Origin of the sequence: Altererythrobacter sp. C41, from assembly GCF_016803135.1 — a bacterium.
Lineage (GTDB): Bacteria > Pseudomonadota > Alphaproteobacteria > Sphingomonadales > Sphingomonadaceae > Pelagerythrobacter.
Genome location: NZ_JAEVFE010000003.1, coordinates 180,137 through 197,848, shown reverse-complemented (window position 1 = coordinate 197,848; position 17,712 = coordinate 180,137). Strand labels below are relative to the sequence as shown.

Annotated in this window: 19 protein-coding genes and 1 tRNA gene; 8 read left to right on the top strand and 12 right to left on the bottom strand. The window is 67.3% G+C overall.

All coding sequences use genetic code 11. The annotated features are described in order from the left end of the window. The gene (locus tag JNO53_RS07910) at window positions 1-942 is read left to right on the top strand and encodes a cation diffusion facilitator family transporter (protein WP_203109413.1); all 942 of its coding nucleotides are present in this window, start codon (window positions 1-3) and stop codon (window positions 940-942) included. A 93-nt stretch (window positions 943-1,035) separates the two neighbouring features. On the opposite strand, the gene JNO53_RS07905 is transcribed toward JNO53_RS07910, so the two are convergent. From JNO53_RS07905 to JNO53_RS07885, 5 genes are all read right to left on the bottom strand, one after another. After that, complete coding sequence (locus JNO53_RS07905) at window positions 1,036-1,218, bottom strand: hypothetical protein (RefSeq protein WP_119513115.1); 183 nt, start codon at window positions 1,216-1,218, stop codon at window positions 1,036-1,038. 163 nt (window positions 1,219-1,381) lie between these two features. Then, window positions 1,382-2,644, bottom strand: coding sequence for an ATP-dependent Clp protease ATP-binding subunit ClpX (clpX, locus tag JNO53_RS07900; protein ID WP_203109411.1), 1,263 nt, complete (start codon window positions 2,642-2,644; stop codon window positions 1,382-1,384). A 178-nt stretch (window positions 2,645-2,822) separates the two neighbouring features. Next, window positions 2,823-3,521, bottom strand: coding sequence for an ATP-dependent Clp protease proteolytic subunit (locus JNO53_RS07895; RefSeq protein WP_203109409.1), 699 nt, complete (start codon window positions 3,519-3,521; stop codon window positions 2,823-2,825). Window positions 3,522-3,711: 190 nt separating this feature from the next. After that, window positions 3,712-5,313, bottom strand: coding sequence for a trigger factor (gene tig, locus JNO53_RS07890; protein WP_203109407.1), 1,602 nt, complete (start codon window positions 5,311-5,313; stop codon window positions 3,712-3,714). A gap of 59 nt (window positions 5,314-5,372) precedes the next feature. Further along, window positions 5,373-5,457: transfer RNA gene (locus JNO53_RS07885), tRNA-Leu, on the bottom strand. A 165-nt stretch (window positions 5,458-5,622) separates the two neighbouring features. Here JNO53_RS07885 and JNO53_RS07880 point away from each other — a divergent pair. Beyond that, the gene (locus JNO53_RS07880) at window positions 5,623-5,802 is read left to right on the top strand and encodes a hypothetical protein (protein ID WP_119513107.1); all 180 of its coding nucleotides are present in this window, start codon (window positions 5,623-5,625) and stop codon (window positions 5,800-5,802) included. A gap of 42 nt (window positions 5,803-5,844) precedes the next feature. Continuing rightward, entirely contained in the window at window positions 5,845-6,126 is a 282-nt protein-coding gene (locus JNO53_RS07875) for a DUF3297 family protein (protein ID WP_203109404.1), read from the top strand. Window positions 6,127-6,132: 6 nt separating this feature from the next. Here JNO53_RS07875 and JNO53_RS07870 read toward each other — a convergent pair whose 3' ends face one another. Continuing rightward, the gene (locus JNO53_RS07870) at window positions 6,133-6,900 is read right to left on the bottom strand and encodes a CHAP domain-containing protein (protein ID WP_203109402.1); all 768 of its coding nucleotides are present in this window, start codon (window positions 6,898-6,900) and stop codon (window positions 6,133-6,135) included. Window positions 6,901-7,029: 129 nt separating this feature from the next. On the opposite strand from JNO53_RS07870, the gene der reads away from it, so the two are divergent. Together der and JNO53_RS07860 are read left to right on the top strand one after the other, a co-directional pair. Next, window positions 7,030-8,415 (top strand): ribosome biogenesis GTPase Der, encoded by a 1,386-nt coding sequence (gene der, locus JNO53_RS07865; protein ID WP_203109400.1) that lies wholly within the window; start codon window positions 7,030-7,032, stop codon window positions 8,413-8,415. Further along, window positions 8,415-8,909: a DUF2721 domain-containing protein gene (locus JNO53_RS07860; RefSeq protein ID WP_203109398.1), complete on the top strand. Its 495-nt coding sequence runs from the start codon at window positions 8,415-8,417 to the stop codon at window positions 8,907-8,909. Before der ends, JNO53_RS07860 begins: the two co-directional genes overlap by 1 nt. A 136-nt stretch (window positions 8,910-9,045) precedes the next feature. On the opposite strand, the gene bfr is transcribed toward JNO53_RS07860, so the two are convergent. The 4 genes from bfr to JNO53_RS07840 all read right to left on the bottom strand — a co-directional run bounded on the left by bfr (window position 9,046) and on the right by JNO53_RS07840 (window position 12,475). Further along, on the bottom strand, window positions 9,046-9,531 hold the full coding sequence (gene bfr, locus JNO53_RS07855; protein ID WP_203109396.1) for a bacterioferritin: 486 nt from the start codon (window positions 9,529-9,531) through the stop codon (window positions 9,046-9,048). A gap of 135 nt (window positions 9,532-9,666) precedes the next feature. Beyond that, window positions 9,667-9,858, bottom strand: a complete 192-nt coding sequence (locus JNO53_RS07850) for a (2Fe-2S)-binding protein (protein WP_203109394.1) — start codon at window positions 9,856-9,858, stop codon at window positions 9,667-9,669. A 64-nt stretch (window positions 9,859-9,922) separates the two neighbouring features. Beyond that, on the bottom strand, window positions 9,923-11,212 hold the full coding sequence (locus JNO53_RS07845) for a DUF418 domain-containing protein (protein WP_238401740.1): 1,290 nt from the start codon (window positions 11,210-11,212) through the stop codon (window positions 9,923-9,925). 75 nt (window positions 11,213-11,287) lie between these two features. Beyond that, entirely contained in the window at window positions 11,288-12,475 is a 1,188-nt protein-coding gene (locus JNO53_RS07840; RefSeq protein ID WP_203109392.1) for an SPOR domain-containing protein, read from the bottom strand. Between the two features lie 200 nt (window positions 12,476-12,675). On the opposite strand from JNO53_RS07840, the gene JNO53_RS07835 reads away from it, so the two are divergent. From JNO53_RS07835 to JNO53_RS07825, 3 genes are read left to right on the top strand one after another with little or no spacing between them, the layout of a single operon-like run. Then, window positions 12,676-13,392 (top strand): AAA family ATPase, encoded by a 717-nt coding sequence (locus JNO53_RS07835; RefSeq protein WP_203109390.1) that lies wholly within the window; start codon window positions 12,676-12,678, stop codon window positions 13,390-13,392. Window positions 13,393-13,405: 13 nt separating this feature from the next. Further along, a complete protein-coding gene (locus JNO53_RS07830; RefSeq protein WP_203109388.1) occupies window positions 13,406-13,963 on the top strand; it encodes a hypothetical protein in 558 nt (185 codons plus the stop codon). 19 nt (window positions 13,964-13,982) lie between these two features. Then, the gene (locus JNO53_RS07825) at window positions 13,983-15,368 is read left to right on the top strand and encodes an SPOR domain-containing protein (RefSeq protein ID WP_203109386.1); all 1,386 of its coding nucleotides are present in this window, start codon (window positions 13,983-13,985) and stop codon (window positions 15,366-15,368) included. Between the two features lie 48 nt (window positions 15,369-15,416). On the opposite strand, the gene JNO53_RS07820 is transcribed toward JNO53_RS07825, so the two are convergent. Together JNO53_RS07820 and JNO53_RS07815 are read right to left on the bottom strand one after the other, a co-directional pair. Beyond that, window positions 15,417-16,643, bottom strand: coding sequence for a dihydroorotase (locus JNO53_RS07820; protein WP_203109746.1), 1,227 nt, complete (start codon window positions 16,641-16,643; stop codon window positions 15,417-15,419). Beyond that, window positions 16,640-17,671: an aspartate carbamoyltransferase catalytic subunit gene (locus JNO53_RS07815; protein WP_443111168.1), complete on the bottom strand. Its 1,032-nt coding sequence runs from the start codon at window positions 17,669-17,671 to the stop codon at window positions 16,640-16,642. Before JNO53_RS07815 ends, JNO53_RS07820 begins: the two co-directional genes overlap by 4 nt. Between the last annotated feature and the right edge of the window lie 41 nt (window positions 17,672-17,712).

Genomic DNA, 17,712 nt, shown 5'->3' with positions numbered 1-17,712 from the left:
ATGGGCGCGGGTCATTCGCATAATCACGGACATTCGCACGGGCATTCGCATGGCCATGGCCACGCCCATGCGCCGGCGGATTTCGGCCGCGCCTTCGCGATCGGCATCGTGCTCAACGGTGCGTTCGTCCTGGTCGAGGCCGCCTACGGCTTCATCTCGGGCTCGATGGCCCTGGTGGCCGACGCCGGGCACAACCTGTCGGATGTGCTGAGCCTGCTGCTCGCCTGGGCCGCCGCTGCTGCGGCGCGAAAGCCGCCGTCCGGCAAGTTCACCTACGGCTACAAGAGCTCGACCATCCTGGCCGCCATGGCCAATGCCGGGCTGCTGCTGGTCGCGATCGGTGCGATCCTGTTCGAGACGCTCAACCGCCTGACCAATCCGGCCGAGGTGGAGGGGTGGACGATGATCGTTGTCGCGGGCGTGGGGATCGTGATCAACACCGCGACTGCGCTGCTGTTCATGCGCGGGCGGCACGACGATCTGAACATTCGCGGCGCGTTCCTGCACATGGTCGCCGACGCGCTGGTCTCGCTCGGTGTGGTGATCGCGGGCGCGGCGATCCTGCTGACCGGTGCGACCTGGATCGATCCGGCGACAAGCCTCGTGATCGTGGCGGTGATCGCCTGGGGCACCTGGGGATTGCTCAAGGACAGCGTGAAGATGGGCCTGCTCGCCGTGCCGGAGGGAATCTCGGAAGAAGAGGTGCGCGCCTATCTGGCACGTCTGCCCGGAGTGGCCGCGATCCACGACCTGCACATCTGGCCGATGAGTACGACCGAAACGGCTATGACCGCGCATCTCGTCATGCCGGCCGGCCATCCCGGCGACGACTTCCTGCGCGAGATTGCGCACGAGTTGGACCATCACCACCGCATCGGTCACGCGACGATCCAGATCGAGCGCGATGCCGATTGCGGGCTATCCTCGGCGGAGAGTTGTTAGGAGACGGCCGTCATCCCAACATTCGCTGGGATGATGGTAAGTGAGGTAGAGGGACGGCGGGAAACGGTCCTCGTGCCCCGCCGCCCGCAAGCCCTACCCCTCCTGCGCGGGAAGCTCCCCGTTCGGGTCGTTCTCGACCAGTTCGGCGACCTGCTCGTAAACCTGCGCGTTGTCGTCCATCTGCTGCTGGAGCTGCGGGTTCTGTTCGCCGACGTTGCGGAAGAAGCCGCTCGCATCGCGCAGAAGCTTGGCCGCGAGCTGTGCGTTGGTGGCCATGTTCGGGAATTCCTCGTATTTCGCGTGACAGTGCGGCCCGAGCCCAAACAGGACCCGGTCCGGGGCGCAACCGCGTGCCGCGCCACTTGCGCCCGGTAAGGCGTGAACGGCCCGCGCGGGGCCGATTATGTCCGCAGCGCCATGCGCGGCGGAGCGGCGCCTGTCAGGCGGCCGCTTCTTTCTTCTCGCCGCCGAGCACGCGAATCGGGTCCTTGCGGCCTTCGACCACGTCCTTATCGATCACGATCTCGCTCACCCCGTCCATGTCGGGCAGGTCGAACATCGTGTCGAGCAGGATGCCTTCGACGATCGAGCGCAGGCCGCGTGCACCGGTCTTGCGCTTGATCGCCCGCTCGGCGATCGTTTCCAGCGCGTCGTCGGTGAAGGTCAGTTCGACATCCTCGAGCTCGAACAGCTTGCGGTACTGCTTGACCAGCGCGTTCTTCGGTTCGCTGAGGATCTGCACCAGCGCCGCGACATCGAGATCGCGCAGCGTGGCGATGACCGGCAGACGGCCGACGAATTCGGGGATCAGGCCGAACTTGAGCAGATCCTCCGGCTCGCACTTCTCGAGCAGTTCGCCGACGCGGCGCTTGTCGGGATCGGCGACGTGCGCGCCGAAGCCGATCGAGCGCTTCTGCAGGCGGTCGGCGATGATCTTCTCCAGCCCCGCGAAGGCGCCGCCGCAGATGAACAGGATGTTGGTCGTGTCGACCTGCAGGAATTCCTGCTGCGGATGCTTGCGGCCGCCCTGCGGCGGGACGGAGGCGGTCGTGCCTTCCATCAGCTTGAGCAGCGCCTGCTGCACGCCCTCGCCCGACACGTCGCGCGTGATCGAGGGATTTTCCGCCTTGCGGGTGATCTTGTCGATCTCGTCGATGTAGACGATGCCGTGCTGCGCCTTGTCGACGTTGTAGTCGCTCGACTGGAGCAGCTTGAGGATGATGTTCTCGACGTCCTCGCCGACATAGCCGGCTTCGGTCAGCGTGGTCGCGTCGGCCATCGTGAACGGCACGTCGAACGTGCGCGCCAGCGTCTGCGCCAGCAGCGTCTTGCCCGAACCGGTCGGGCCGACCAGCAGGATGTTCGACTTCGCCAGCTCGACGTCGCCCGCCTTGCCGCTGTGCTTCAGCCGCTTGTAGTGGTTGTGCACCGCGACCGAGAGCACGCGCTTGGCGCGGTCCTGACCGATCACATAATCGTTCAGGGTCACGAAGATGTCGTTCGGGGTCGGGACTTCGCCTTCCTTGCGGCCCGTGAGCCCGGCCTTGGTCTCTTCGCGAATGATGTCGTTGCACAGCTCGACGCATTCGTCGCAGATGAACACCGTCGGCCCCGCGATGAGTTTCCTCACCTCGTGCTGCGACTTGCCGCAGAAGCTGCAGTACAGCGTGGACTTGCTATCGGTTCCGCTCAACTTGGTCATATCCCGTGCTTCCCGATCCCGCCGATTCCAACGGCGGGATTCGACCGACTCTAAAGCCGGTTGGTCATTAATCAACACACCGGGTTTAGCATTCGGGGCATTGCCACAAGCTGAAGTGGCAGGGTTGCCCGATTGCTACCGCAACCGTTCCGCGCCGGGGCAGTTCCCCGGCTGCGAGTTACTCGGGCGCGCCGCCCGAACCCGATTCGTCAGCCGGCTCCTCGTTTTCGGGCCGGGTCTCGAACACCTTGTCGACGATACCGAACTTCATCGCTTCGTCGGCCTCGAGGAAGGTGTCGCGGTCCATCGCCTTCTCGATATCCGAGAGGCTCTGGCCGGTATACTTCACGTAGAGATCGTTCATCCGCTGGCGGATGCGCAGGATCTCCCGCGCCTGGATCTCGATGTCGCTCGCCATGCCGCGTGCACCGCCCGAAGGCTGGTGGACCATGATCCGCGCATTCGGCAGCGCGATGCGCATGCCCGGCTCGCCGGCGGCGAGGAGGAAGCTGCCCATCGACGCCGCCTGACCGACGCAGACGGTCGAAACGCGCGGCTTGATGTATTGCATGGTGTCGTGGATCGCCATGCCCGCCGTCACCACGCCGCCCGGCGAGTTGATGTACATGGAGATCGGCTTCGAGGGATTCTCGCTTTCGAGGAACAACAACTGGGCCACGATCAGCGAGGCCATGTTGTCCTCGACCTGCCCGGTCACGAACACGATCCGTTCGCGCAACAGGCGGCTGAAGATGTCGAAGCTGCGCTCGCCGCGGCTGGTCTGCTCGACCACCACCGGCACCAGCGCACCCGTCACCGGATCGCGGGTGAACTGGCCCTGCGAAGCGTGGGCGTCGGTGCCGAACAGGTCGATCATGCGAAAAATTCCCTCTCGTCAGAAGTGCGACCGGCTATGTCGCGATGGCGAGCGCGATGTTCAAGGGGATTAACCTTGCGGCCGGGGAAATCGGCACCTTCGCCTCTGCGCCACCGAGCGCTCCCCGGACGAGAAAGGGCGGCGAGACACGCTCGCCGCCCCTGTTCGTCACCCGGCAGTAGCCCGACGATCACTTCTTGGCAGCAGCCTTCTTGGCCGGCGCCTTCTTTGCGGCCGGCTTCTTGGCCGCCGGTGCTTCGTCGCCGGACTTGGCGGCGGCTTTCTTGGCCGGGGCCTTCTTGCCCTCGTCCTTCGCCGCTTCCTTCTTGGCGGGAGCCTTCTTGGCCGCGGGCTTTTTGGCCGGGGCCTTCTCCTCGCCTTCGGTCTCGGCCGCGCCCTTCTTGGCGGCGGGCTTCTTCGCCGGCGCCTTCTTCTTCGCCGCCGGCTTCTCGGCGGGTTCGCTCTCTTCGGCCTCGATCGCGGCTTCGAGTTCCTCGCGCGTCACTTCGCGCTCGGAAATCTCGGCCTTGTCGAACAGGAAGTCGACGACCTTGTCCTCATAGAGCGGCGCGCGGAGCTGGGCGGCCGCCATCGGCTCGGACTGGATGTACTGCACGAAGCGCTGACGGTCCTCGGCGCGATACTGCTGCGCGGCCTGCTGGACGAGCATGCTCATTTCCTGCTGGCTCACTTCGACACCGTTCTTCTGGCCGATCTCGCTGAGCAGGAGGCCGAGGCGCACGCGGCGTTCGGCGATCTTGCGGTAGTCGTCCTTCTCCGCCTCGATTTCCTTGAGCGCCTTGGCCGGGTCCTCGTCGCGCGAGGCTTCCTGCTGGAGCTGGGCCCAGATCTGCTCGAACTCGGCATCGACCATGCCCTGCGGCACCGCGAAGTCGTGGCCCGCGGCGAGTTGGTCGAGAAGCTGGCGCTTCATCTGCGTGCGGGTGAGGCCAGCGGTTTCCTGCTCGAGCTGGCCGCGCAGCAAGCCCTTGAGCTGGTCCAGCCCTTCGAGGCCGAGGTTCTTGGCGAAATCGTCGTCGATCTTCGTCTCGCCTTCGACCTTCACCTGCTTCACCGTGACGGCGAACTGGGCTTCCTTGCCCTTGAGGTGCTCGGCCGGGTAATCTTCGGGGAACGTGACGGTGATCGTCTTCTCGTCGCCCGTCTTCACGCCGGTGAGCTGTTCCTCGAAACCGGGGATGAACTGGCCCGAGCCGATCACCAGCGGCGCGTCTTCCGCCTTGCCGCCTTCGAACTCGGTCCCGTCGATAGAACCGACGAAATCGACGATGAGCTGGTCGCCCTCAGCCGCCTTCTTGGTCTTCGGTGCGTCCTTGTAGCTCTTTTGCTGACCGGCAATCCGTTCGAGCGCCTCGTCCACTTCCTTGTCGCTCACGGGCACGACCAGCCGCTCGAGAGCGAGACCTTCGACCTCGGGCGCCTCGATCTGGGGCAGAACCTCGAGCTCCACGTCGAGCACCGCGTCCTTGCCCTGCTCGTATCCCTCGCCCAGCTCGACCTTCGGCTGCATCGCCGGACGGAGCTTCTTGTCACGAATCAGTTCGTCGACCGAACCGCGAATCGCGTCGTTGACCACCTGCGCATGGACGTTCTCGCCATGCATCTTGCGGATCAGGTTGGCCGGCACTTTGCCCGGACGGAAGCCCGGCATGCGCACCTGCGGGGCGATCTTCTTCACCTCCGCATCGACCTTGGCCTCGATGTCACCGGCCGGAATGGTGAGCTGGAAGCCGCGCTTGAGGCCTTCGCTGGTGGTCTCTTTGATCTGCATGGTGCGAACTTAAGCCTTTTCAAAATCACGATTTATCGAAGGGCATCGGGGCCGGTCACTGGTGCGGGCGAAGGGACTCGAACCCCCACATCTTTCGATACTGGTACCTAAAACCAGCGCGTCTACCAGTTCCGCCACGCCCGCAACCCGAACGAAGCCGCGCGTGGGAAACCCACACGAACAGGGGAGCGCCCTTAGAAGGGCGGGCCGAAAAGGGCAAGCGCTGCGATTGGCGGCGCGCGGCGGCGGAACGCAGCCGCTGCGCGAGGCGTTGGATTCGCACGACGCACCACTTGAAGGAACTTCCCCATGGCCACCCAGCCTGATCCCGCTCCCGACAGAATCGAACCCGGCTCCCCGCCCGAGACACCGCCCGATAGCCCCCCGCTGGAGGATCCGATGCAGGAGCCGGACGAGATCGAACAACCCGATCCCGATTTCGACAGGCCCGACCGCAGCCCGATCGAGACACCGCCTCCGCCCGATTGATTGAATATTGCGAGGCGCGCAGCGGCGGACTAGGGCGCTCCCATGAGCGACGAGACCAGCAACGACACCCCGCCCGACCGCCTTTCGGTCAATCCGCGCAGCGAACACTTCGACGCCGAGAAGCTCCGGCGCGGCGTGGGCATTCGCTTCAAGGGCCGCCAGCGCACCGACATCGAGGAATACTCGATCTCCGAAGGCTGGGTGCGGGTACAGGCGGGCAAGGCGATGGACCGCAAGGGCCAACCGCTGACGATCAAGCTCAGCGGGCCGGTCGAAGCCTGGTACGAGGATCTTGGCGACGAGGCGCCGGTCGCGAAAGCCTGAAGCGGCTCAGTTGCCGTAGCGGGCGACGGCCGCCGCGATCGGATCACGCGGGGCCGGCGCAGGCTTGCGCTGTGGCATGACCTTCTCGGCCGGCCGCACGGGCGCGCGCGCAACGAGATTTCCGCGAGCCTCCGCGGCAGGCTTCGCTAATCCCGCAAACGCATTCAGGAACGTGCGCGAGGGCGCGGCGGAATGGAGTCGCGCGGGCGCCGGGGGGGATGGCGCCGCGCGCGACGGGGGAGCTGCGGCAAGGCGCGTTTCGGGGAAACGGGCCTGCTCGCCGTAAATGAAACCGTGGACCGGCCAGACCGAGGTGCCGAGCGCCTGGATCGGGCCGTACCACACGCGCACCTGACTCCAGTCGTTGGCGAGAGAGACGTCGACCGCCTTCACGTCGCGCTCGATCTGGCCGCGGCGGCCATTGATCGGCGACCAGTTGGCGTGGTCGAGCAGCACGGTGCGGCTGTCGATCACCCGGCTCACCATGGCCACATGGCCGAGCCGCATGCCGCCATGCGGGACGAACGCCATCACCGCGCCCACGCGCGGCTCATCGCCCCGTTCATAGCGGCCCGCGGCCTGGTTCCACCAGGTATGCGCATCGCCGTAGATCTGAATACCCGAGAGCTCTCGCGCATAGGGTACGCACTGGAGATAGGCGGGCAATTCGTGCCGGTCCGGCCGTTCGAATCCAGGACTGGCGTCCGCCAGCGCCGGGCCGTGAAAGGCGCACAGGCCCGCTGCGGCCAGGATCCAGATGCTGCTCACCCTCATGCGGCAGGAAGCTGCCGAATCATCGTTAACGCGAGCCTGCCCGTTATGGTTAACGGATCTTAACCTTTGGGCTCGGTGAGCCGAGCGCGCTTGCCAAGCGCCGCAATAGGCTCCACCTGCGCAGCCGCAATGGTCAAGAAGCCGCAAGTCATCATCATCGGCCGCCCCAACGTCGGCAAGTCCACGCTGTTCAACCGGCTGGTGGGCAAGCGGCTGGCGTTGGTCGACGATCAGCCGGGGGTGACGCGCGACCGGCGTTTCGGCGATGCGACCATCGCGGGGCTCGATTTCACGGTGGTCGACACTGCCGGGTGGGAGGACGACGATCCCCACACTCTGCCCGGCCGGATGCGCCGGCAAACCGAGGTCAGCCTCGAAGGTGCCGATGCCGCGCTGTTCGTGATCGACGCCCGCGCCGGGCTCACCCCCCTCGACGAGGAAATCGCGCGCTGGCTGCGCAGCCAAACGGTGCCCGTGGTGCCCGTCGCCAACAAGGCCGAAGGGGCCGCCGGCGAAGCGGGGGCGATAGAGGCATGGTCGCTCGGTTTCGGCGAACCCGTCGCGCTTTCGGCCGAGCATGGCGAAGGGGTCGCCGACCTGTTTGGCGCGCTCTGGCCGATCATCGGCGAGAAGGCCGAGCGTGGCGAGACGGCAGAAGCGATCGAGAGCGACGAGGAAGCACCGCTTGGTCCGCTCAAACTCGCGATCGTCGGCCGACCCAACGCCGGCAAGTCGACGCTGATCAACCGCCTGCTCGGCGAAGATCGCCTGCTCACCGGGCCGGAGGCGGGCATCACGCGTGATTCGATCGCGATCGACTGGAACTGGACCGATCCCGCCAGCGGCGAGGCGCGCGACGTCCGCCTGATCGACACCGCCGGCATGCGCAAGAAGGCGCGCGTGACCGAGAAGCTCGAGAAGCTGAGCGTGGCCGATGCGCGGCGAGCGGTCGACTTCGCCGAAGTCGTGGTCCTGCTGCTCGATGCGACCAAGGGACTAGAGCATCAGGACCTCAAGATCGCGGACATGGTGCTGCAGGAAGGCCGCGCCCTGATCGTCGCGATCAACAAGTGGGATGTGGCGGAGAACGCCTCGTCCCTCTTCAACGGCATCCGCGAGGCGCTCAACGAAGGGCTCGCACAGGTCCGCGGGCTGCCGCTGCTCGCGGTCAGCGCCCGAACCGGCAAGGGCCTGGACACGATGCTCGGCGCGGCGTTCGAAATCCGCGAGAGCTGGTCGAAGCGCGTCCCGACGGCCGCGCTCAACCGCTGGTTCGACGACGCGCTGGAGGCCAATCCGCCGCCCGCACCGGGGGGCAAGCGGATCAAGCTGCGCTACATCACCCAGTCGAGCACTCGCCCGCCGCGCTTCGTCGTGTTCGGTACGCGGCTCGACATGCTGCCCAAGAGCTACGAGCGCTATCTCGTCAACAGCATCCGCCGCGAACTCGGCTTCGAAGCGGTGCCCGTGCGGGTCGTTCTCAAGAGCCCGAAGAATCCCTACAAGAGAGACTGATGCTCGATCTGCTCTCTTCCAGCGCCAGTCTCGCCCTCGAGATGCTGGAGCGCACTGCGAGCACGCCGCGGGTGCAGCAGATGGTGCAGCTCTCCCTCGCACCCGCATTCCTTCTCGGCGGCATCGGCGCGATCATGAACGTGATGATGAGCCGGATGATCTGGGTCGCCCAGCGCATCGAGCGAATCCATCGCCGCGTCGAGGACGAGGAGGCGGGCGATCACGAAGTGCGCGAACTGCCGTGGCTGGAGCAGCGGCGGAGACACGTGCAAAAGGCGATGGCGTTCAGCACCGCCTCGGCCGCAGTGATCAGCGTGGTGATCGTGCTGCTGTTCGTCAGCGCCTTCATCCGCCCGCAGATCGGCACCCTGATCGCCATCGCCTGGATCCTGACGATGCTGCTGCTCCTGACCGGCCTCGGCTTCTTCCTCCGCGAAACCCGCCTCGCAGTGCGCGGCGCGCGGGCGTTCGACCAGGACCGGGACGAAGGCTAGCAGCTAGCAGCCCCCTCCTTCCGCCGTCACCCCAGCGAAAGCTGGGACCGATGGCTGCATGTAGGAAAGCACGAGGAGCACCACCCCGCCCTCTGCTGGGGTGACGCGGGCTGCCGGCTCGGCGCGGAGCCGCCCCCTAGTCCCCTTCCTCGGCCGGCTTGCTCTGCAACTGGACGTAGTTCTGCAGGCCCATCCGCGCGATCATGTCGAACTGGGTCTCGAGGAAGTCGACGTGCCCCTCCTCGCTCTCCAGAATCCGCTCGAAGATTTCGCGGCTGACGTAGTCGCGGACGGTTTCGCAATGCTCGATGGCATCGCGCAGGAGCGGGATCGCCTCCTGTTCCATCGCGAGGTCGGCCTTGAGGATCTCCTCGACCGTTTCGCCCACCTTGAGCTTGTGGATCGCCTGGAAATTGGGAAGCCCGTCGAGGAACAGAATCCGCTCCGCCAGAACGTCGGCATGCTTCATCTCGTCGATCGATTCGTGCCGTTCGTATTCGGCCAGCCGGTCGACGCCCCAGTCCTTCAGCACACGGTAGTGCAGCCAGTACTGGTTGATGGCGGTGAGTTCGTTGGTGAGCGCCTTGTTGAGGAACTCGATGACTGTCGCGTCGCCTTTCACGGGGCGTCTCCATGGCTCGGGAATATGCGCGCGAATATGCGCCCCGATCGCCATGCTGGCAAGGGTCGGAGGGCGAAAAAATGGCGGAATTCCGCCATTTGCGAGCGATTTGCGTTAGCCTGGAGGAGATCGAAATCAGGCTGCGCGGGCGGGCAGAAGCGCGCCCTCGCGCTCCTCGAACAGGATCTCGTCGGCTTCTTCGAGGCACTGGCGGCAGTTGGGGCGCTTGCCCATGGCCGCGTAAACCGCCTCCGCATCGCCCGGGCAGCAACGCGCGGCGCGGCGCAGGTCGCATTCCCTGATGGCATTGCAGATACAGATATACATTGCGGCTCCTGCGATCGATTCGCAGGCGTCAATTTATGCGAACCGTTCGCAATATCAACCCCTATCAGCGCCGGAGCGGAAACAGGCGTCCATACGTAAGACAGCGCCACAGCCATTCGAGCGGTCCATAGCGGAAGCGTGCAAGCCATGGCTTGGACCAGGCGAGCATTATGACCCAGCTCAACAGCGCGACCAGGTAAAGCTGCGGACGGCCAAGCCGTCCGAACAGATCGAGCCCCCAGCCGGAGAAGACGAACAGCATGACGAACGAAGTGCCGAGATAGTTCGAGAACGCCATTCGCCCTGCCGCCACCGTTCGCTGCCCCAGCCACCCCGTGGCCTTGGGCGCCCACATGGCGAGCAGCGCTGCAAGTCCGAGGATCATCGGCAGGCGCGTCAGCATCGAGGGGCCGAGGAAGGCGTAGAGCGTGGTGAAGTACGTGAATCCTTTCGCCTGGACCCATAGCGCGAGCAGCAGCGTGGCGATCGCCCCACCGAGCAGGCCGCCCCAGCCCCAGCGCCGCTGCTTGCGCGGATCCATCCGACCGTCGAACAGGCCTGCGCGATAGAGCGCCATGCCGAGCAGCATCAGCGGCACGGTCTCCCAAGCGACCTGCCACAGCACCGTCAGCCAGCCGAAGCGGTGCTCGCCCAGCCGGTGTGCGACGTTGGCGAGCCAGCTTCCATCCCGCATGAGCGCGGTCTCGGCAGCCGCGTCCGCAACGGGCACGCTTTTCGCCGCCAGAATCTCGGCATGCGCCTCGGCGAGCATCGGGTTTTCGCCGAGCGGAGTCTCGGCGATGAGGTAGAAATAATAGAACAGCGCCGTCCACAGCAGCGCACCGGCGACATAGACCACCAGCGCGGCGACGACCTTGGTCTGCACGTCCCATCGGACGCAGGCGAGCACGATCAGCCCGCAGAGCGCATAGAGCGTAAGTATGTCCCCCTGCCACAGCAGGAAATAGTGCAGCAGGCCGAATACGAGCAGCCAGCCGAGCCGCCGCGCCTGGAGCCAGCCGGTCGCGCCCCGCGCCCAGGCCTTTTCCATGAACAGCATGACTCCCGCGCCGAACAGCAGGGTAAACAGGCCGCGCATCTTGCCGTCGATCAGAACGAACTGCGCGATCCAGAGCCATCCGCCGGGATCGTTGTCCGGCCCGATGAATCCACCCGGCCACATGACCGCGGTGATCGGCTGGCCGAAGATCACGATATTGGCGAGCACGATACCCATGACGGCGATGCCGCGGATGAAATCGAGGCTTTCGATCCGCTCCGTGCCGGCCGCAGGCAGAGGTTGCGGCTGGTCGGGCGTATTGTGCCACTGCGGATCGTCCGGATTGCGCGCCAACGGCCCCTCCCTGCCTTCAATCAGCGAGAGTGTTAGCATTCGTTGGCGCGCAGGAAACCCTGCAGTGCGCTGGAGCTAGCGCGTGACGAGACAGGCTCTGCCCGCGGCCTTCAGCTTGTCGCAGGCCGCCTGTGCGGCCCCACGCGTCGCGAAACCGCCGGCCTGCAGCTTCGTCAGCTTGCCGGAGCGCACGAGGAGCTTCTCTTTCCCGGAGAGCGGTGCCAGACCCGCCACGTCGCGCCACAACCGGTCCGCGTTGCCCGCCACCGAGAAGGCGCCGAGCTGAACCCGCCAGGGCCCGTCCGACGACGGAGAGGGCTCCGCAGCCGCAGCGGGCGGCGGCGGCGGCGATGCGGTGCCCTTCGGTTCTGGTGCAGGCTTCGGGGTGGGCGTCGGCATTGGCTTCGGCTGCGGGGTGGCAGTGGCCACCGCCGCCGGCCGTGCATAGTCGGCGCCTGCCTGGGCCGGACTCGCCGTGCCCGTTACGCGGCTCGCCTCGACGATCGCCGCCTCGGCGGCGGCCACGGAGGGCGGAACGCTCGCCTGCGGGATCGGCGTCGGCACCCGGCCCTGCGGCGGCGCTACCGCGACCGGAGGCCGCGTTTGCGGCACGCGAGGCGCCGGGGTCGCGGGCGTGTCATCGCCAAGCGCGAGGTCGGCCGCTGCGAGTTGCTGCGCCCGCACGGCGTCGCTCTCGCGCTTGAGTTGCTGCGCGAGCACCTGCGCCTCCTGACGCTGCTCGAGCGGAATGTAGCCGTCCATTTGCTGAATCGCCGGGCTCGCCTGCGGCAGTCCGGCCGAATTGGCGAGCGTCAGAAGCGCATAGGCTCGCACCCAGTCCTTCTCCACCAGGTCGCCATTGAAATGCGCGATACCGATCAGATACTGCGCGCGCGGGTCGCCGCGGTCGGACGCGGCGGAGACGTACGGCATCGCCTCTTCCCGCCGCCCCTCCTGAAACAGCATCAGGCCGTAATTGTCGGCGGCTTTGATATGACCTTGTGCGGCTGCCTTGGCGTAAAAGATCTCGGCTTGGCTCTGATCGCGCTCCACGCCCCGGCCGAGCCGATAGGCTTGCGCCATGTTGAACTGCGCATCTGGATTGCCCTGGGCCGCCGGCTCGCGCCATTCGCGCACCGCCGCGGCATAGTCCCCCCGGCTCCACGCATCGACCCCGGCCTTGACATCGGCGGCTGCGGGCGCGGCTACGGCCAGCGCAGCGCCGGCGGCCAAGAGCGACAGTGCGTGTGCGAACCTTATCATCCGTTCCGGCCCCTTGAGTCCCTCCTGCAGGAAAGACTGACATAGTGAATGGTCCGTTAGCAAAAGGTTTCTAACCTGACCTCACCCGCCGTCATTGGCTGGGTAACAGTCGTTAACCTTAAATTAGGGGTATCCTGCGATCCCGGCACCCGGCCCGCCTTCGCGCGGCGCAGGACAGGAACAGCAGGGGGGACGGGCCTGTGCGAGTATTGGCATTGGCTTCACAGAAGGGGGGATCCGGCAAGACGACGCTGTCGGGTCACCTGGCCGTGCAGGCGCAGCGCGCCGGCGCCGGACCGGTAGTGCTGATCGACATCGATCCGCAGGGCTCGCTCGCGGACTGGTGGAACGAGCGCGAGGCCGAATATCCTGCTTTCGCCCAGACCACCGTCTCGCGGCTCGCCAGCGACCTTCAGATCCTGCGGCAGCAAGGCTTCAAGCTGGCCGTCATCGACACGCCGCCGGCGATCACCATGGCGATCCAGTCGGTGATCGGCGTGGCCGAACTGATCGTCGTGCCGACCCGTCCGAGCCCGCACGACCTGCGCGCCGTCGGTGCCACCGTCGATCTGTGCGAGCGTGCCGGCAAGCCGCTGGTCTTCGTGGTCAACGGCGCCACGCCCAAGGCCAAGATCACTTCGGAAGCCGCGGTCGCGCTCAGCCAGCACGGCACCGTCGCGCCGATCACTCTGCACCACCGCACCGATTTCGCCGCCTCGATGATCGACGGCCGAACGGTGATGGAGGTCGATCCCGACAGCCGCAGCGCCGCCGAGGTCACCGCGCTGTGGAACTACGTCGCCGACCGGCTGGAGAAGAACTTCCGCCGCACCGTGTTCGCCGCGCCGCACGCCGTTTCTCCGTTGCCGGGCGCGCATCGCCCCGCCGGTGGCTTCGGCCGCCGGGTCGCACAGTAAGGGCGCGATCACCATGAGCGACGCCAGCTTCGCCTCCCTCAATTCCTCTCTGCTCGCCCGCAAGGGCGGCGCACGGCCCGCGATGCGGCCGCAGTCCGCGCTGATCGCGGGCCATGCAGCGGTCCTGCCGGACAATATCGAGGATCTCGGCTGGAACGACATGGGCGCCGACGAGGAGCCGGCACGCGAGGCGGAAGTTCTCCAGTTGACGCCCTTCCCGTCCAATCCCGCGACCGCGGCCGAGGCGCGCGAGATCGATCATGCCGCACACGGTCAGCTCGAAGAAAGCGCCCTGCCGGAACCGCCGGTCCGCCAGCAGCAGACCGTGCTCGCCGAACGCATGAATGCGGCGATGGAATCGCACAATGCCGCCGCTCCCCGCTCTGCGCTCGAGCGGGGCAAGCGTGCCGCCTTCACGCTGCGGCTCGATGCCGACCGGCATCTCAAGCTGCGGCTCGCCTGCACCGTCCGCAATCGCAGCGCGCAGCAGATCGTCACCGAAGCGCTCGACGCGCTGCTCGCCCAAATGCCCGAACTCGACAGCCTTGCGGCGCAGATCGAGCGGCAGTGAGAACTCTGGGGGGACAACCATGATCCGCACCGCCAAGACCACCCGTCTCGCCGCGCTGGCGCTGACCACGGCGCTCGCGACCGCGGCGCTGAGCGGCTGCACCACGAAAGCCGCTCCGCCCGCGAACCTTTCCGCGAGCAAGGCGCAGAGCGCGCTGGGCGAAGGTGAAGTCAGCAAGGCCATCGCGCACGCCGAAGCCGCGGTTCTCGCCGCGCCGCGCGATGCGCAGTACCGCGCCATGCTCGGCGCCGCCTATCTGGAAGCGGGCCGGTTCCAGTCGGCTGCGACCAGTTTCCAGGATGCCATGTCGCTCGGCGACAACTCGCCGCGTACCGCGCTCAGCTATGCGCTGGCCCAGACTGCGGTGGGCAACTACCCTAAGGCCGTCGCCGTGCTTGACGACTGGCGCGACGATCTCGATCCGGCCGATCTCGGCCTGGCACTGGCCTTGGCGGGGCGGCCCGACGAAGGCGCCAACGTGCTCGCCAACGCACTGCGCGCCGGGCAGAACACGGCCAAGGTGCGCCAGAACCTCGCCTATGCCTACGCCCTCCAGGGCAACTGGCGCGCGGCGCGGCTGATGGTCGCGGAGGACGTTCCCGCCGATCAGGTCGGTGCTCGGATCGCCGAGTGGGCGCGCGCGGTTCAGCCGGAGATGTATCAGGCGCGCGTCGCCAAGCTTCTCGGCGCGCCGGTCGTGCACGATGCCGGCCAGCCGATCGGCCTCGCCCTGAGCAACCACCCCAGTTCCGAACAGCTCGCCGCAGAAGCCGCAGCGCTGGCCCAGCCGGTTGCAGGGGAAGCTCCGCACGCCCTCGCGTCGTCCGCGCCCGCGGGCGAGCTCGAGCCGGTCGATCCCGCGCCGCAGCTCGCGCTGGCCGCGCCGCAGGTTGCAGCCCCCACCGACGTGCGCACCGCTTTTGCCGCGCCGGCACCCGCAGGCGCGACGCCCGCGCAGATCACCGAGAGCATGGTCGCCTTCATCTCCAACCCGGTCGTGCAGAAAATGCCTGCGCGCTACGGTGCTGAGGCTGCGCCGGTCCGCGAGACCCGCCCCGCCTCCCGCATCGCTGCGACGGCGGAGACGCCGGCAGCGGCTATCGAGGCGGCGGACGGCAAGCACCTGGTCCAGCTCGGCTCGTTCGCCAGCCGCGAGGGGGCGCGGCGCGCCTGGGGCATCTATGCGCGCGAGTATCCGGGGCTCGACCGTTACCGGATGGTCATCACCGAAGCGCAGGTACGCGGAAAGGCTTACTATCGCGTCTCCGCTGGCGGGCTGGAGCGGGCCGACGCCCGTTCGATGTGCTCGACCGTCAAGGCGCGCGGCCAGGGCTGCTTCGCCTGGGCCGAGGGCCGTCCCCTGCCGGGCGCGGTCGACACCGGCGTGCGCATGGCGCGGCGCTAGGCCCGCCGATAATCATCCCCTTCCTCCCGGGAAGGGTCTCGCTGTTCGCTAGAGCGCCACGCCGCCCTTGAAGAGGGCGAGCACGCGGCCTTGCGTCGGCTGGCCGTCGAAAGGCGTGTTGCCGGCGGTCGCCTCCATCTTGCGGCTGTCTACGACCCACGGCTTCTCCGGGTCGATCAGCGCCACGTCGGCCTCGCAGCCTTCGCGCAGGACGCCCGTGTCCACGCCGAGCAGCCGCGCAGGCGCGCCCGCCAGCAGGTCGAAGGCGCGCGGCCAGTCGATAACCCCATCGCGCACCAATGTCAGCGTCATCGCAAGCAGCGTCTCGGCCCCCGCCATGCCGGGCTCGGCATCGGCGAAGGGCAGACGCTTGTCTTCAGGTCCTCGCGGATCGTGGCCCGAGCCGATCACGTCGATCGTGCCGTCGCCGATCGCCTCGATCACCGCCTTGCGGTCGTCCTCGCACCGGAGCGGCGGCGAGAGGCGCGCAAAGGTGCGGAAATCGGCCGTCGCCAGGTCGGACAGCATGAAATGCGCAGGCGTCACGCCCGCCGTCACCGCGACCCCGCGCCGCTTGGCCGTGCGAACCAGATCGAGCGCGGCTCGCGTGGTGACCTGCCGCAAGTGCAGCCGCGCACCGCTCAACTCGGCCAGCGCGATATCGCGGGCGACAGCAAGCGCCTCGGCCTCCGCGGGTGCGCTGGGCAGACCGAGACGCGTCGCGATCTCGCCCGCGGTCGCAGCCGCCGATCCGACCAGCCCGCCATCCTCCGCGTGGGTCACCACGACGAGATCGAGCATCGCGGCATATTGCAGCAGCCGCAGCATCACGCCCGAATCGGCGATCCACCGCCGGCCCGTCGCAACCCCGCGGGCGCCCGCGTCCTTCATCAGCGCGATCTCGGCAAGCTCGGTCCCGCCGAGGCCTTGCGTCGCCGCGGCGAGCGGGTGGACCCACAAGTCGGGCTTGCCGCTCTTGGCGATGAACGAAACGCGGCTCGGCAGGTCGAGCGCGGGGTTCTGATCCGGCATCAGCGCCGCGCGGGCAATGCCGCCGAAGCGAAACGCGGGCTTGTCGATCGCGAAGACGCCGAAGTCGATCAATGCCGGAGCGACGAGCTTGCCCTTTGCATCGAGCTTCTCGTCGCCCTCCTGCGCGGCAATCTCGCCAAGTGCCGCGATCCGCCCTTCCGCGAGACGAACCGCGCCCGTGCGGACGCCCTCGGGCGTGACCAGCCGGCCGCCGGTGATCGTGAGAGGCCGCACCTGCTTCATACCCATTGCCCGTCGTTCCAGCCCGGCACGCCCCGCGCCTTGCGGGTCAGCACGTCGAGGCAGGCCATGCGGATCGCGACGCCCATTTCGACCTGGCGGGTGATGATCGAGCGGTCGAGCATGTCGGCCACGTCGCTGTCGATCTCGACCCCGCGGTTCATGGGGCCCGGGTGCATGACCAGCGCGTCGGGCGCGCAGCGCTCCAGCCGTTCGCGGGTCAGGCCGTAGAGGTGGTGGTATTCGCGCGCCGAGGGGATGAACTGGCCGCTCATCCGCTCGGTCTGCAAGCGCAGCATCATCGCCACGTCCGCGCCCTCGAGCGCGGCATCGAAATCGTGGAACGGCTGCGCGCCGATCGCCTCGACGCCGGCGGGCATCAGCGCGGGCGGTGCACAAAGGCGCACAGAGGCACCGAGCGCCTGCAGACAGAGCACGTTGGAGCGCGCCACGCGGCTGTGCAGGATGTCGCCGCAGATCGTCACCGTCAGCCCGGTGAAGTCCTCGCTCCCCTCGCCCCGATCCTCCAGCGCATGCCGCAGTGCGAGCGCATCGAGCAGCGCCTGCGTCGGATGCTCGTGCTGGCCGTCGCCAGCGTTGAGCACCGGGCAGTCGACCTTGCTCGCGATCAGGTCCACCGCCCCGCTCGATCCGTGGCGGATCACGATCGCGTCGGCGCGCATGGCGTTGAGCGTGATCGCGGTGTCGATCAGCGTCTCGCCCTTCTTCACGCTCGATTGCGCGGCGTGCATGTTGACGACGTCCGCCCCCAGCCGCTTGCCCGCGATCTCGAAGCTCAGCAGCGTGCGGGTCGAGTTCTCGAAGAACGCGTTGATGATGGTGAGGCCGGCCAGCTCGTCGCAGTGCTTGGACGGTTGGCGGTTGAGCTCCACCCACTGCTCCGCCTCGGCGAGCAGGAACAGGATCTCGTGCCGTTCGAGCTGCGCAATGCCGGTCAGGTCGCGATGCGGAAAGGCGCGCGCGCCTGCCGGAAAGCGGCCCGGTGTGTCGTGGGTTCCCGTCGATGCCATTGAAGCCATGCCCTTAGGCGCATGTGTCCCCTTCGTCGAGC

Bases quoted from the DNA above. Each gene is read 5' to 3' on its own strand.
- tig (WP_203109407.1), bottom strand. From the start codon at position 5,313: ATGCAGATCAAAGAGACCACCAGCGAAGGCCTCAAGCGCGGCTTCCAG.
- der (WP_203109400.1), top strand. From the start codon at position 7,030: ATGGTCAAGAAGCCGCAAGTCATCATCATCGGCCGCCCCAACGTCGGC.
- JNO53_RS07860 (WP_203109398.1), top strand. From the start codon at position 8,415: ATGCTCGATCTGCTCTCTTCCAGCGCCAGTCTCGCCCTCGAGATGCTG.
- JNO53_RS07830 (WP_203109388.1), top strand. From the start codon at position 13,406: ATGAGCGACGCCAGCTTCGCCTCCCTCAATTCCTCTCTGCTCGCCCGC.
- JNO53_RS07875 (WP_203109404.1), top strand. From the start codon at position 5,845: ATGAGCGACGAGACCAGCAACGACACCCCGCCCGACCGCCTTTCGGTC.
- JNO53_RS07815 (WP_443111168.1), bottom strand. From the start codon at position 17,671: ATGGCATCGACGGGAACCCACGACACACCGGGCCGCTTTCCGGCAGGC.
- JNO53_RS07880 (WP_119513107.1), top strand. From the start codon at position 5,623: ATGGCCACCCAGCCTGATCCCGCTCCCGACAGAATCGAACCCGGCTCC.
- JNO53_RS07825 (WP_203109386.1), top strand. From the start codon at position 13,983: ATGATCCGCACCGCCAAGACCACCCGTCTCGCCGCGCTGGCGCTGACC.
- JNO53_RS07870 (WP_203109402.1), bottom strand. From the start codon at position 6,900: ATGAGGGTGAGCAGCATCTGGATCCTGGCCGCAGCGGGCCTGTGCGCC.
- JNO53_RS07905 (WP_119513115.1), bottom strand. From the start codon at position 1,218: ATGGCCACCAACGCACAGCTCGCGGCCAAGCTTCTGCGCGATGCGAGC.
- clpX (WP_203109411.1), bottom strand. From the start codon at position 2,644: ATGACCAAGTTGAGCGGAACCGATAGCAAGTCCACGCTGTACTGCAGC.
- JNO53_RS07895 (WP_203109409.1), bottom strand. From the start codon at position 3,521: ATGATCGACCTGTTCGGCACCGACGCCCACGCTTCGCAGGGCCAGTTC.
- JNO53_RS07910 (WP_203109413.1), top strand. From the start codon at position 1: ATGGGCGCGGGTCATTCGCATAATCACGGACATTCGCACGGGCATTCG.
- JNO53_RS07820 (WP_203109746.1), bottom strand. From the start codon at position 16,643: ATGAAGCAGGTGCGGCCTCTCACGATCACCGGCGGCCGGCTGGTCACG.
- JNO53_RS07850 (WP_203109394.1), bottom strand. From the start codon at position 9,858: ATGTATATCTGTATCTGCAATGCCATCAGGGAATGCGACCTGCGCCGC.
- JNO53_RS07840 (WP_203109392.1), bottom strand. From the start codon at position 12,475: ATGATAAGGTTCGCACACGCACTGTCGCTCTTGGCCGCCGGCGCTGCG.